General features: G+C 42.5%; 12 protein-coding genes. 9 read left to right on the forward strand and 3 right to left on the reverse strand.

Going from position 1 to position 14,768, the window contains the following annotated elements; all coding sequences use genetic code 11:
- Positions 1 to 53: 53 nt before the first annotated feature.
- Entirely contained in the window at positions 54 to 1,403 is a 1,350-nt protein-coding gene (locus PGR74_RS02130) for a sodium-dependent transporter (protein ID WP_041503674.1), read from the reverse strand.
- Positions 1,404 to 1,655: 252 nt separating this feature from the next.
- Between PGR74_RS02130 and guaA the strand changes: the two genes are divergently transcribed.
- The 8 genes from guaA to PGR74_RS02170 all read left to right on the forward strand — a co-directional run bounded on the left by guaA (position 1,656) and on the right by PGR74_RS02170 (position 10,530).
- Positions 1,656 to 3,185, forward strand: a complete 1,530-nt coding sequence (gene guaA / locus PGR74_RS02135) for a glutamine-hydrolyzing GMP synthase (protein WP_041503672.1) — start codon at positions 1,656 to 1,658, stop codon at positions 3,183 to 3,185.
- Positions 3,186 to 3,415: 230 nt separating this feature from the next.
- Positions 3,416 to 4,441, forward strand: coding sequence for a DHH family phosphoesterase (locus tag PGR74_RS02140; RefSeq protein WP_041504909.1), 1,026 nt, complete (start codon positions 3,416 to 3,418; stop codon positions 4,439 to 4,441).
- 4 nt (positions 4,442 to 4,445) lie between these two features.
- Complete coding sequence (locus PGR74_RS02145) at positions 4,446 to 4,772, forward strand: DUF1904 family protein (RefSeq protein ID WP_041503670.1); 327 nt, start codon at positions 4,446 to 4,448, stop codon at positions 4,770 to 4,772.
- 88 nt (positions 4,773 to 4,860) lie between these two features.
- Positions 4,861 to 5,286, forward strand: coding sequence for a MarR family winged helix-turn-helix transcriptional regulator (locus PGR74_RS02150; protein WP_041503669.1), 426 nt, complete (start codon positions 4,861 to 4,863; stop codon positions 5,284 to 5,286).
- A 135-nt stretch (positions 5,287 to 5,421) separates the two neighbouring features.
- Positions 5,422 to 6,876: an aminoacyl-histidine dipeptidase gene (locus PGR74_RS02155; RefSeq protein WP_041504908.1), complete on the forward strand. Its 1,455-nt coding sequence runs from the start codon at positions 5,422 to 5,424 to the stop codon at positions 6,874 to 6,876.
- 114 nt (positions 6,877 to 6,990) lie between these two features.
- Complete coding sequence (locus tag PGR74_RS02160; RefSeq protein WP_041503667.1) at positions 6,991 to 7,449, forward strand: GAF domain-containing protein; 459 nt, start codon at positions 6,991 to 6,993, stop codon at positions 7,447 to 7,449.
- Between the two features lie 123 nt (positions 7,450 to 7,572).
- On the forward strand, positions 7,573 to 8,325 hold the full coding sequence (locus PGR74_RS02165; protein WP_041503666.1) for a hypothetical protein: 753 nt from the start codon (positions 7,573 to 7,575) through the stop codon (positions 8,323 to 8,325).
- Positions 8,326 to 8,661: 336 nt separating this feature from the next.
- Positions 8,662 to 10,530 (forward strand): PAS domain-containing sensor histidine kinase, encoded by a 1,869-nt coding sequence (locus tag PGR74_RS02170; RefSeq protein ID WP_041504907.1) that lies wholly within the window; start codon positions 8,662 to 8,664, stop codon positions 10,528 to 10,530.
- A gap of 146 nt (positions 10,531 to 10,676) precedes the next feature.
- Here the strand turns inward: PGR74_RS02170 and PGR74_RS02175 are convergent, their stop codons facing one another.
- Both PGR74_RS02175 and PGR74_RS02180 read right to left on the reverse strand, forming a co-directional pair.
- Positions 10,677 to 11,393: a tetratricopeptide repeat protein gene (locus tag PGR74_RS02175; RefSeq protein ID WP_041503664.1), complete on the reverse strand. Its 717-nt coding sequence runs from the start codon at positions 11,391 to 11,393 to the stop codon at positions 10,677 to 10,679.
- A gap of 58 nt (positions 11,394 to 11,451) precedes the next feature.
- On the reverse strand, positions 11,452 to 13,284 hold the full coding sequence (locus PGR74_RS02180; protein ID WP_236684948.1) for a YgiQ family radical SAM protein: 1,833 nt from the start codon (positions 13,282 to 13,284) through the stop codon (positions 11,452 to 11,454).
- 80 nt (positions 13,285 to 13,364) lie between these two features.
- Between PGR74_RS02180 and rimO the strand changes: the two genes are divergently transcribed.
- Positions 13,365 to 14,660: a 30S ribosomal protein S12 methylthiotransferase RimO gene (gene rimO, locus PGR74_RS02185; protein ID WP_041504905.1), complete on the forward strand. Its 1,296-nt coding sequence runs from the start codon at positions 13,365 to 13,367 to the stop codon at positions 14,658 to 14,660.
- Positions 14,661 to 14,768 lie beyond the last annotated feature (108 nt).

The raw sequence follows: 14,768 nt of genomic DNA on the forward strand, positions 1-14,768 counted from the left end.
GGGTCGTTACCTCTTTTGATCCGGAAAAAGCGGCGTCTTGTTTTTTTATTCCCTTAAAAGAGATGGAGGGCATGTAAAAGAATAATCGAGATAAAGAGCGGTGCGATGTATTTTAGAATAAACACCAACGGTTTAAAAAGACGTAATCTTAATTTCCCGTTATTCGTCAGCTCTGCTTCCAGCAGATGGCGGTCGAATTTCCAACCTGCATAAACAGATAACAAGATTCCGCCTAACGGGAGAAGTATATTGGAACTCACGAAATCGAATATTTCGAATAGGGTCAGACCTGCGATATGCAATTTACCTAAAGGGCCGAACGAGAGCGTACAGATTGCTCCGAAAAAGGTCACGATAAAAGTGGAGAGCATAGTGGCTTTTCGTCTTGTCATTTTCCTTTCTTCCACGAAAAAAGCGACGATTACCTCCAGTAAAGAGATGGAAGAGGTCAGGGCGGCCATCGTCAGAAGCAGGAAGAAGAGAATAGCCCAAAATTGTCCGAAGGCCATACTTTGAAATACTTGGGGCAAGGTTAAAAATACCAACCCCGGTCCGGAATCGGGACTTATATTGAAGGCGAATACGGCAGGAAATATGGCGATTCCGGCCAAAAGGGCAATGGCTGTATCTGCACAAATTACCTGAATGGAGATTGAAGTCAGATTTTCCGATTTGGGGATATAGGAAGCATAGGTGAGTAATACACCCATGCCGATGGAGAGAGAAAAGAATGCCTGCCCCAAAGCCGAAAGAACTCCTTGGGCGGATAATTCCGAAAATTTAGGAAGAAATAAAAACTTCAGGCCTTCGGAGGCTCCGTCCAAAGTACATGCCCGGATACAAAGAATAACAATGATGACAAAGAGTAACGGCATCATCATTTTCGTGTATCGTTCGATGCCTTTTTTTATACCGGCTAACACGATAAAGCCCGTTAATATCATAAAGATGATTTGCCAGATAACCGGCTTATAGGGATTGCTGATAAAATCGGAGAAGAGGGTGTTCAGTTCCGTGCCGGATAATCCGTTTAACGAATGGGTGAAGGATTTGACCACGTATTCCAGTGTCCAACCTGCGACCGTACCGTAAAAAGAGAGAATCATACAGGCTGCTAACAAAACGAGGATACCGAAATGTCGCCAGTGGGTTTTGCCGCCTAAAGTCATGAAGGTTCCGAAGGCGTTTCGTCCGGAATGCCGACCTATGGCGAATTCCGAGAGCATAACCGGCAATCCGATGGCAACGGTAAAAAATACATATACCAGCAGGAAGGCTCCTCCTCCGTTATTACCTGCTTCGTAAGGGAATTTCCAGATGTTTCCCAATCCCACGGCTGAACCCGCTAACGCGGCGATAGCTCCGAATTTGGAACCGAAACCGTCTCTCGTATTCGTATGCATTATTAAGATTTTAAAGGTTTTGCTACGAATTTACGAATTTTATGGAGAAACGTTCGGAGTTTGGTAAAAAAAACGAGTGCGTACTATCAGGGATTCGATACCCGATGCAAAGGTGTCGGGGTTGCTTTATGGACGTAAGATACTTTTTTTAATATGAAAAGAGGCGGAAAGATTTGTAAACACAGTAGGATTTTCATTTTTAACTTTCAACGGAAAAAGTTATCTTTGTGCGCAAATCAATAAGCTGTTCAAATGCAAGAAAAAATTTTAATACTGGATTTCGGTTCTCAATATACTCAATTGATTGCCAGAAGAGTAAGAGAGTTGAATGTCTATTGTGAGATTTATCCTTATAATCATTATCCGGTTCCGGATGCTTCTGTGAAAGGTGTTATTTTATCAGGCAGTCCCTTCTCGGTAAGGGACGAGAAGGCTCCTAAACCCGATTTGTCCGCTATTAAGGGTAAATTACCCTTGCTCGGCGTATGTTACGGGGCTCAATATTTGGCTCACTATTTCGGTGGGGAGGTAAAGGCTTCTAACAAGAGAGAGTACGGGAGGGCGAATTTGTCTTTCGTGGATAAAACTTGTCCTTTGTTTACGGGTATAAGCGACCATTCCCAGGTATGGATGTCTCACGGGGATACCATCGAATTTTTACCGGCCCATTATAAAGTAGTGGCAAGCACGCATGATGTGACTCATGCTGCCTATCGTGTCGAGGGGGAGACAACTTACGGCATACAATTTCACCCTGAAGTGTATCATAGTACCGAGGGAAAAGAGTTACTAAAGAATTTTGTCGTCGGTATATGCGGTTGTAAACAAGATTGGACGCCGGATTCCTTTATCGAGACAACGGTAGCCGATTTGAAGACTAAAATCGGGAATGACCGGGTGATCCTGGGCTTATCCGGAGGTGTTGACTCTACTGTTGCGGCCATGCTGCTGCACCGGGCGATCGGAAAAAATCTCACTTGCATTTTTGTGGATAACGGTTTATTGCGAAAGAATGAATTCTCTTCCGTGTTGGAAAATTATAAAGAATTGGGATTAAACGTCATTGGAGTGAATGCGGGGGATCTTTTTCTTTCCAGACTGGCGGGAGTGGAAGAACCGGAGAAAAAGCGCAAAATCATAGGAAGTACTTTTGTAGATGTATTTGATGCCGAATCCCGGAAAGTGGAGGATGCAAAATGGTTGGGGCAAGGAACTATTTATCCCGATGTGATCGAATCTTTATCGGTAAACGGTCCTTCGCAGACGATCAAATCTCATCATAACGTGGGAGGACTTCCCGAATATATGAAATTAAAGGTCGTAGAGCCTTTGCGGTTACTTTTTAAAGATGAAGTACGGAGAGTAGGTAAGAGTCTCGGATTGGCCGATAAGTTTCTGCAGCGTCATCCATTCCCCGGTCCCGGTTTGGCAATTCGTATACTCGGAGAGATCACGAAAGAAAAAGTACGTCTCTTGCAAGAGGCGGATCATATCTATATTACCATGCTTCAGGAAGAGGGATTGTATCATCATGTATGGCAAGCCGGAACCATCCTTTTACCTATCAAGAGCGTGGGAGTCATGGGAGACGAACGTACTTACGAGAACGTAGTGGCTTTACGGGCGGTTGAGTCCACCGACGGTATGACAGCCGACTGGTGTCATCTTCCCTATGAGTTTTTAGCCAAGGTTTCCAATAAAATCATAAACAACGTACGGGGAATCAACCGGGTTGTCTATGATATCAGTTCAAAACCGCCAGCCACCATCGAATGGGAGTAAAATGCTCTTCATCCGGAAAAATGCTTGATCGGATAGGAACCAGTCATTTAACATCAAGTGACTGGTTTTTCTTTTGTACAATTCGGATCCTTTTAAAAAGAAGCTTTGTTTTTTCGTAAAGAGAGACGAAAGAAAATCGGTGCTAAAACGGAGAATAATCAGTCTCCGGAAACGGTAAAAGGGTAAATTTTTTATCTTTGTAACTTCTAAAAACGGGAGGTTACAAAAATATGAAGTCAAATAGCATCATAATAGAGAGATTAAAGGAGCGTTTAAGCGATAAGAGATTGAAAATAGTGATTATCCCGCATATTTCTCCGGACGGAGATGCCGTCGGTTCCTGTTCGGCTCTATGGCAGGTTTTTGATCGGTTAAGTATGCATTGTCATCTGATTACTTGTGATTACATACCGGATTATCTGAAATGGTTGAAGAGAATACCGGATGCTATTTCATTTCAAAATCGTCCACAAGAGTGCAGACGTTTGATTCGTCAGGCCGATCTGATCTTTATGATGGATCACAATACGATAAAGCGGGAGGGGGATCTGGAACCTTTGGTGAGAGAATTCAGGGGGGACAAGGTAATGATAGACCACCATCCGGAACCCGATGATGTGGATTACCGTATTTCGGATATTAGCGTTTCGTCTACTTGCGAATTATTGTATCAGGTTATCCTGAAGATTTGGGGAAGGGAGATGGTGGACCGGGATATGGCCAATGCCATTTACAGCGGGATTTCGACAGATACCGGAGGATTAAGTCATAACTCTTCCTGTCCGCAGACTTACCGGGTTATAGCGGACTTATTGGAACTTGGATTGGACAAGGGGTATGTCCACGAGCAGCTATACCAACGGAATACGTTATCCCGATTGCGTTTGACCGGAAATTGTCTGTTAAACAAGCTGACGATAGACGAAAAGTATCCTTTGGCCGTTATCCCGATCACCTTACAGGAATTGGAACTTTACGACTATAAGGACGGGGATCTGGAAGGTTTGGTAAACGTACCCCTTTCCATAGAACATATACGGGTATCCGTACAAATCACGGAGAGGAAAGAGAAGGTGAAACTCTCTTTCAGGTCGAAAGGAGATATACCCGTGAACCTTTGGGCAAAAGAGTATTTTAACGGGGGAGGACACCAGAATGCGGCCGGAGGCCAAATGCCATTGCCTTTGGAAGAGGTAACAAAAAAACTCAGGGATACAGCCGAATGGTTTTTTAAACAAATCAGCGATAAAATTTAATGCCATGCCTTTTTTAAGATTTCACGCCGTAGAGCAAAAGAGATTGGAGCGGGTAGGAGAGCAGTTGGTCTCGGAGATCGTCAAGACGTTAGGATGTCCAAGAGAAACGGTCGTACTGGAAGTGATGAATTCCTCTTTTGTCTCTGGAGCGGATAAGATTCAGCCTTACGCGTTCGTAGAGGTCCTCTATTTTGAACGTCCACCGGAACAACAGGATAAAATAGCTCAAATTCTATATGATTGTCTGAGGGAAGCGGGGTATGCGGATTCGGACGTGTACTTCTCCTGTTTGCAAAAATGTAACTATTACGAGAACGGAGTGAGGTTATAGCAACAAATTGTCGATAATTTTCTTAATTAAAAACTGCAATTTACAATTAAAATAATTAAGTTTGTGCATAGTATAAAATGCAACGACAATGACTGACCTGAAAGAATTAGTAACACTTTTGAGTGAATCGGAAAGAGGTTACACGAAAATTTTAAACCGGAGTTTTCTGAATGCCGGTTTTGATCTCAGCCGGGAACAATATGAACTTTTACAGGTGTTGTGGGAAGGAGATAACGTGAATCAGCAAACCATCTCTAAAAAACTTCATAAGGATAAGTACAACGTGACGAAATTGTTGAATACGCTTCAAAAAAGAGGTTACGTACAGAGGAAGATGGGAAAGGAGGACAGACGGAATAACTTCGTCGTGTTGACGGATAAAGGTATTGCGGCTGAAAAATCTTTACGTGCGATCGAAGAGCAGTTACATACGGATATTGCATTTACGATCTCTCCTCAGGAGATTAAATCGGGGATCTGGGTATTAAAAAAGATAACCGATAGGCTGGTTTAGATAAAAAGGATTGAGTGATTATAAGATTAGGTGATTCTGTGATTATATTTTAATTCCCCAATCACTAAATCATTAAATCGCAGAATTACAGAATCGTTAAATCTATTTATAAATCATAAATCATAAAAAATAAGTATGGGTATTTTTAAAGGATTAAAACCGGAAGCGGTTTGGAATTATTTCGAGGAAATATGTCAAGTCCCCAGACCTTCTAAAAAGGAAGGAAAAATTATAGCTTTTTTGTTGGAATTCGGACAAAAGAACGGTTTGGAAACTTTTCGTGACGAAGCCGGCAACGTGTTGATCCGTAAGCCGGCAACCATGGGAAAAGAGAATGTACCGACCGTCGTTTTGCAAGCTCATATGGATATGGTTTGCGAGAAAAATTCAGATACGGTACACGATTTCGATAAAGATCCGATTATCCCCTATATAGATGGAGAATGGGTAAAGGCAAAGGGAACTACTTTAGGAGCGGATGATGGAATCGGAGTGGCTGCCTGTATGGCAATTTTAACCTCCAAAGATATCCAGCACGGTCCGATCGAATGTTTGTTTACGGTGGATGAAGAGACCGGATTGACAGGAGCTTTCGCCTTAAAACCGGGATTCATCAGCGGAAATATATTGTTGAATCTGGATTCGGAGGATGAAGGTGAGTTATTTATCGGTTGCGCGGGTGGTATCGATACCGTTATTCATTTGGGATATGAAACGGAAAAACTTTCCTCAAACGCTTTCGCCGTTAACATACGGGTAAAAGGATTGCAAGGCGGTCATTCCGGAGACGATATCAATAAGGGCAGGGGAAATGCCATTAAGATATTGAATCGTTTCGTTTGGGATTTAAATGCCAAATACGGAGTGAGGGTCGCATCTTTGGAAGGGGGAAATCTTCGGAATGCGATCGCCCGTGAGGCGACAGCCGTGATTACCTTTGACGGAAACCAAAAAGAACAGATAAGGGCCGATTTTAATGTTTATGCGGCTGAAATGGAAAATGTATGGCATATTACCGAGCCGGGATTACAGTTGACGATGGAATCTACGGAACTTCCGGAGTGCGTTTTAAGCGCGAAGAGTAACGCCGATCTGTTGAACGCCCTCTATGCTTGTCCTCACGGAGTCTTTTCCATGAGTTATCGTATGCCAGGATTGGTGGAAACTTCAACCAATTTGGCAGCCGTTCGGTTCATTGAAAATAATACGATTCTTATCACGACTTCACAGAGAAGTGATTTGAATTCGGAGAAATACAACATCGCGAATATGGTAGAGGCTGTGTTCAAGATGGCCGGAGCTAAGGTGGAACACGGGGAGGGTTATCCGGGATGGACCCCCAATCCGGATTCTCCTATTCTGAAGGTGGCGGTAAATTCTTATAAGAAATTATTCGGGAAAGAACCTGTCGTACGTTCTATCCATGCCGGTTTGGAATGCGGCTTATTCCTGGAAAAATACCCGCGAATGGATATGGTTTCGTTCGGACCGACATTAAGGGGTGTACACTCTCCCGACGAGAAGATCAATATAAGGACTGTGGAAATGTGGTGGTCTCATTTGGTGGATATTTTACAGTCTGTCAAGTAATCCGATGACCGTTTATTCTCAGATTTACGATTGAGGTTAGATCGGATGTTTCCTACTCTTCAGCCGCGAATCTGAGTTTTATAAAATGAGTTCGTATACTAAATTTATAAAGCATTGGAAACTTCTAAGAAATTGGCTAAATACGACAGGCTTTACGAGCAAATCAAAACCTACGTCCGGTCGACGGAGGATATTTGGGCCCGTTTGGCAACCATGGAAGCCGTACTACATCATAAAATGCAACCGTTTTTCTGGACGGGTGTTTACGCCTTGGTAGACGGGGAGCTGATCGTGCGTTCTTACCAAGGACCTGTCGCTTGTCAAAAGTTAAAAGAGGGTGGAGTTTGCTGGAGTGCCATCCGTTCCGGGGAGACGGTTATCGTGGGTGATGTTAACCAATTTCCGGGACATATCGCGTGCAATGCCGCTTCTAAGAGTGAGATCGTTATTCCTATACGGGATCGGGAGGGAAAGATTTTCGCTTGTTTGGATGTGGATAGTGATCGGTACGATGCCTTTGACCGGGAGGACGAGGTCGGATTGAAAAAAATTCTTTCTCTTCTTTTTCAGTAAGATAAAGTAAAATGATCTCATTTATATAAAAAATAAGTTAAGTTATTTTTGATTTTTCTTAAGAGTATGCTATCTTAGTCTCAATAACTAAAGAATATTCATGTTAATACTAAAACCATAGGTATGAAAAAATTACTTTTATTTGTTTTATGCGGTCTGTTTATGGGAACCGTTTCTGCACAAGATGAAAATGGTAAATTGAAAAACGAAGGGAATGCAGCCCTGAGAGCGAAAAATTACAAGGAAGCGTTTGCGAAGTACGAACAATACCTTAAGGCTGTCGAATACAAGGATCCCGCTATCGTGTTCAATACGGCTTTCTGTGCGGATAAAATTAAAGACTACGCGGCAGCGGATAAATATTTTACGATGTCTATTCAAAATAAGTATAAATTGGCTTCTGCCTATCTTGGAAAAGCCAACGCTTTGCAAGATCAGAAAAAGATTCCGGAAATGTTGAAAACTCTGGAAGAGGGAATGAAAGCCAATCCCGGTCAGGCAGGTGCTAAATTGGAAAAAATGTATGCCGTTCATTATTTGAAAGAGGGGCAGAAATTCCAGAAAGAAAATAAAGTGGAACAAGCTGCCGAGTGTTACGCAAAGATTACCCAAATGGCCAATAAGGGAATGAAAACCAACGGTTATTTAAGTTTGGGAACTCTTTATTTCAATAACGGGGCGACCATTCTTCAGAAAGCACACGAGTATGCGACAACGGAAGTAGACCGATACAATGCCGAAAAAACAAAGGCTTTGAACAGCTTTAAGAAAGCTCAGGATTATTTGGTGCAGGCATCCAGTCTCTCACCGGAAAATCCGGAAGTAAAAGAGGCAATGAAGGCCGTGAAAGAGGCAATGGCTCCGTTGACCAAATAAATGGAATAAGTTATAAGGAAAAGGATGAACTCCAAGTTCATCCTTTTTTTATTGCAGTAACGGAAAGGCAGGTCAGAATGTTAATAGTTATATTTTTGTAAAATAGTATCGATTAATGGATTATCTGCTTCCTTTTATAACTTTTTTTAGTGATTTTTCGTAACATTACCTGTTCTTTGAAATCAAAAAAAAATACTCTTTAACAATAAAACTTTGAGCTATTCTCTATTTTTGTCGACATAATAAGGAACAGTTATATTAAAGTCTTTGTGCTATGGGAGTTAAAAAGACACCCAAGGAACTGAACCGAATGAAGGACAATAAAATTATTTGATCATGACCAAGCAACCGGATTCTATATTCTTTTCAAAATTGATGAATAGCGCTAATATGGGATGGTGGAAAGCGGATTTGGAGAGCGAAAATTATACTTGCTCTGAATATATTTCTGTTTTATTGGGGTTAGGAGAAGACGGCAATATCAGTTTTGAGGATTTTAATAAACGAATTGTAAACGAAGAGCAACAGCCTACAACCGTTCACTCTTTGGGTATCCAGCAAATACCTGAAGCCGTTTATCTGCTTAAAAGCGTTAAAGGAAATGTTTGGATCCGAAGCAAGGTGTGTTTTCAAGAAACGGATAAGAACGGGAAAACGATGATTTACGGTATTGCCGAAATTCAAGATGGCCCGGATATGGTGTCAGCTTATCAGGTATTACAACATAAAGAGCGTATCCTGTATAATATTTATAAGAATTTGCCGGTCGGCATTGAGTTATACGATAAGGATGGGGTACTGATAGATCTGAATGATAAAGAGTTGGATATGTTCGGTCTGTCCCGCAAGGAGGATGCTTTGGGGATCAATATCTTCGATAATCCTATTTTTCCCGAAGAGATGAAGGAGAAGTTACGGAGAAATGAAGATGCGGATTTTACCTTCCGTTATGATTTTTCAAAAATAGGAACCTATTATAATTCGTTAAGGAAAGAAGGGACCATCGACCTGATGACGAAAGTCACGACTTTATATGATGAAAACCGGAACCCGATCAACTATATTTTAATTAATGCGGACAGGACGGAAACCACTATCGCTTATAATAAGCTTCACGAGTTTGAAAATCTTTTCGAATTAGTGGGGGACTATTCAAAAGTCGGCTATGCCTATTATAATTTACTTACGAAAAAAGGGGATGCTCCTAAAAGCTGGTACCGGAATATCGGAGAAAAAAACGGGACGCCTTTAAGTGAAATCGTGGGAATATACAGCCATGTTCATTCGGAGGACCGGGCTTTTATGATCGAATTTATAAATAAAGCCGGAAAAGGTATCGCTCAGGAATTCAGTCGTGAAGTACGGGTATTTCGGGAAGATGGAAGTTACACGTGGACTTATGTTAATCTTTTGCTGAAGAATTATGCTCCGGAGTGCGGCATTATCGAACTAATATCCATTAATTACGATATTACCGAACTGAAGAAAACGGAAGAGATGCTTACCAAAGCGAGGGATAAGGCCGAAGAATCCGATCGGATGAAGTCTGCCTTCCTTGCCACGATAAGTCATGAGATCCGGACACCTTTGAACGCTATTGTAGGGTTTTCCGGCTTACTCTCCTACACGGAGGATGAAGCCGAAAAAGAGCAATACAATGCATTGATTCGCCATAATAACAATCTATTACTCGGTATCATAGATGATATTATCGATTTTTCCAAGATAGAAGCCGGCAACATGGAACTTTATCCCAATTGGTTCGACCTGTCGAGCCTGATTCAAGAGTGCATGACGGAGTACGAGGAGAATGTGCCGACTGATGTGAAACTCTTATCCCGGTATCCCGAACGTAATTATCTGATAGAGCTCGATCAAATGCGTATCAAACAGATTTTGAACAATCTTGTCTCCAACGCATTGAAAAATACACTGCGTGGGCATATCGCAATCGCTTACGAGGTTACCGATTGCGGCGTAATACTAAGTGTCAGCGATACGGGAAGAGGTATTCCTCGGGATAAAATAGACAAAATATTCGAACGTTTTGAAAAGGTAGACCCGTTTGTACCGGGTGTAGGATTGGGACTAACCATATGCAAATCCATCGTTGAAAAGATGAATGGACATATTTCGGTAGATACGCAGGAGGGAGTAGGCAGTACGTTTAAGGTCGAATTACCTTGTCAGATTCTTTTGGCTTAGTAAAAAAAGGAAATCACGGTAGATTTCTCCTCTGAAAAATAAGGATTGTTCGGTATTTGGAACGGGATATGGTAAAAATTTAATGAATCGTAATTAGACGGCAGGAACCCGGATCAGTTTTATATTGATAAAGGAGAAAAAGATATCTATTTTTTCTTTTCCGGATAGTAGCGGGAAATTACTTCCGAAGCTTTCGAGTAACCTAAGTGTTGTGATACTTCCAGATCCTGTAAAGCCTCGTTGTAATTATCTACCCGCAGTTTGGAAATGGCACGGTAATAATATGCTTTGGCATTGGAAGGATCTATTTGGATAGATCGGGAGTAGTTTTCGATGGCGTCGCTTAACCGATCTTTTTGATGATAGATAACGCCTTTGTTAAAATAAATGGCACTCGATTGCAATCCCAGGGAGAGAGCTTTATCATAATCGACAAGAGCCCCGTCCAGGTCTTTCATTTTAAAGCGGACAATTCCCCGGTAATGGTATGCGTTTGCGAGATCGGGTTTTAAATTAATCGCTTGGCTGTAATCACGGATGGCTTCTGTGCCTTTTCCGAGGTTCTCGTGTATAATTCCCCGGTTATAGAATGCAAGAGCATTCGTGGGATCATTGGCAATCACGTAATTCATATCTTCCAACGCTTTCCCGGGCTGTTTCAGGTTAGCCTGAACAATGGCCCTGTTGTAATAAGCCGGCAAAAAATCGGGCGCAAGCGATATAGCGTTGTTAAATTCCTCCAATGCTTTTTCGTATAGATTACGGTTGATGTAATCCATGCCCCGTTTGTTATTTTCCTGCGCCTGATAACGATCACAGGATACAAAACATAATACGAGAATAACCCAAAGCGTATATCGCATATCCGTCTTTTTAATATTCACTTCAAAGTTAATGATTTGATACGGAAAAATAAATATTTCATCGGCTTTTATTCGAATAGAGGCGTTTTAAAAGGTCCGGACGACGTATTTTATTCAAGAGATTAGCGATCTCGTTCCGAAATTCTTTTTTATACCAGAAGAAAAAAATATTCTGTTGTTTCTTCTCTTTTTCACTCTTGGCAGATTTAATTTCACGCATGGAATAGGGATGAATTCCGGAATAGTAGATATCCGTGGCCAATGTCATGGGTGTCGGCGTAAAGTCTTGAACCTGTTCTAAGTGAAAATTCAATTCCTTAGTCAAGATGGCTAATTCCGCCATGTCTTCCAGCCTGCAGCCCGGGTGGGATGAGATGAAATAAGGAATTAGCTGCTGGTTGAGATGTTCTCGCTTATTTATGGCGTTGAAACGATGGGTAAGTTCTCGAAAAAGCTGAAACGAAGGTTTCCGCATCAAATGCAGGACTTGATCGGAGGAGTGTTCCGGAGCCACCTTTAACCTTCCGGAAACATGATACTTGATGACGGTTTCAAGATAATCTCGATTTACGTTGTCCACCTCCTTATTGCCCGTGCGATGCATTGCTAAGTCGTAACGAATACCGGAACCGATGAAAGCGTGTTTCACGCGGGGGTGCTTTCGGACATGACCGTACAACTCCAACAAGGAGGAGTGGTCGGTATCGAGGTTTTTACATACGATAGGAAAAAGACAGGAGGGGCGTTTACAACGTTCGCAAAGATCCTTATCTTTTCCTCTCATCGCGTACATGTTAGCCGAAGGACCTCCCATATCTGAAATAGTTCCTTTAAAGTCCGGCATCTCGCATATTCGCTCGACTTCCCGCAGGATAGAGGTTTTCGAACGGGAAGATATGAATTTGCCCTGATGGGCGGAAATCGTGCAAAAAGCACATCCCCCGAAACATCCCCTGTGCATGGTTATGGAGTGCCGTATCATATTATAAGCACTGATCTCTTTGCCTTTGTATTTCGGATGGGGCAAACGGGTAAACGGCAAATCGTATATCGCATCGAGTTCATCCGTGGTCAATGGAGGATAAGGAGGATTGACGATCACTTGTTGTTCTCCGACAGGCTGTATCAGTCGTGCCGCATGGATACTATTGGATTCTTCCTCGATGTGGCGGAAATTTACGGCAAATAATCGTTTGCTTTGCAAACACTCTTCGTGAGAGTGCAACGTGATACTCTCCCATTTTTTGTTTGTAGCGTATTTTTCATTTTTCCCCCGGATAACCGCAGTCTGTGGAATATTGGTAAGATTGGCAAAAGGAACTCCCCGGCGTAACATCCGACAAATTTCCATCATCGGTTTTTCGCCCATACCGTATACGAGCATATCCGCATGACTCTCCCAAAGGATAGGGGGCTTTAGCATGTCTTTCCAATAATCGTAATGAGTGAAACGGCGTAGAGAGGCTTCTATTCCCCCGATAATAACAGGAGTATCGGGGTACAACTCTTTCAGAATCCGGGTGTAGACGATAGTCGGCATGTCGGGACGGGCTCCGCTGTGTCCTCCGGGGGTATAGGCATCGTCAGAGCGTTTTCTACGGGCTGCCGTGTAATGGTTAACCATGGAATCCATGCTTCCGGGACTGATCCCGAAAAAAAGATCGGGTTTTCCCAATTTTTTAAAATCTCTTAAATCGTCTTGCCAATTGGGTTGCGGAACGATAGCCACGTTTAAACCCATGGATTCAAGTACCCTTCCGATAACGGCAGCACCGAATGAGGGGTGATCCACATAGGCATCTCCGGAGAAAAGAATGACATCAATACTTTTCCATCCCCGTTGTTCTACTTCCTTTCGGGTCGTTGGCAACCACCTGAATTCTCTTTCCATTCCCATGTTTTTTATATAATTGTGCAAAGATATGAAAGATAATTCCTATTTTACTACCTTTGTGCCCAAATTTGGAACGAATGAAAAAAGTGAATATTATCAGCCTGGGGTGTTCGAAAAACTTGGTGGATACCGAGTTATTGATGAAGCAACTGGAGACCTCCGGGTATAGCGTAGAGGTTGATGGCGATCATTCGGAGGCAGAGATCGTAGTTATCAATACTTGCGGCTTCATCGGAGATGCGAAAGAGGAGTCGGTCAATACGATATTGGAGCAGATAGAACGGAAAAAAGAAGGTGTTATCGAACGGGTATACGTGATGGGGTGTTTGTCACAACGCTATCATGCCGAACTGGCCCATGAAATTCCGGAAGTAGACGGTTATTTCGGGAAATTCGATTGGAAAGGAGTTTTAACGGCATTGGGAAAGGATTTCGACGAAGGGATAAAAAACGAAAGACATTTGACAACCCCGAAACATTATGCTTACCTGAAGATCTCGGAAGGGTGTAATCGGGGATGTTCCTATTGCGCCATTCCCATTATGACGGGCGAATACAAGTCGAGGGATTTCGAGGAGATCGTGGAGGAAGCCGGACTCTTGGCCCGGCAAGGAGTGAAAGAGATTTTAGTGTTGGCACAGGATATAACTTATTACGGAATCGATAAATACGGTAAGAACCGTTTGGCCGAATTAGTCGATCGTTTGTCGGGTATACCGGGAATAGAATGGATCAAGCTGCATTATGCCTATCCGGCGGGATTTCCCATGGAGTTGTTACCGGTCATGCGGGAGCGGAAAAATGTATGCGCTTACTTGGACATTGCTTTGCAACATTGTAGCGATCACATGTTGAAATTGATGCGAAGGGGGGTGACGAAACAACAGACCAGGGATCTCGTAGCCCGCATCAGAAGAGAGGTTCCGGGGATATTTATTCGTACGACACTAATGACGGGACATCCGGGAGAGACGGAAGAGGATTTTAGAGAGTTGCTTGAATTTGTGGAAGAGATGCGGTTCGAGCGTTTGGGGGTATTTCCCTATTCTCATGAAGAGGATACCTACTGCGATAAACATTACCGGGATGATGTTCCCGAAGATATAAAACGCGGGAGGGCGGAGGAGATCATGGAGAGGCAAAGAAGGATATCGGCCGAATTGAATACCCGTTTGATCGGTCAAAAATTGAACGTATTGATCGATCGGGTTGAAGATGAATTTTACGTGGGGCGTTCCGAACACGATTCTCCCGAGGTGGACCCGGAAATCTTTGTCACAAGTGATAAAAAACTTTACCCCGGTCGTTTTTACGAGGTAATTGTTACAGGTGCGGATGACTATGATTTATATGCCGAAATGAAGATAATTTAAAAAAAACAGAAAAGAGATAGATATTTTCAGTTATTTATGTTTACTTTTACTCATCAGGTTCGTTTACTGCTTGATGAGTTTTTTGTATTTAATATTAACTGCCAAATA

Origin of the sequence: Sanguibacteroides sp. AM78-02pH3A, from assembly GCF_027666085.1 — a bacterium.
Lineage (GTDB): Bacteria > Bacteroidota > Bacteroidia > Bacteroidales > Marinifilaceae > Gabonibacter > Gabonibacter massiliensis.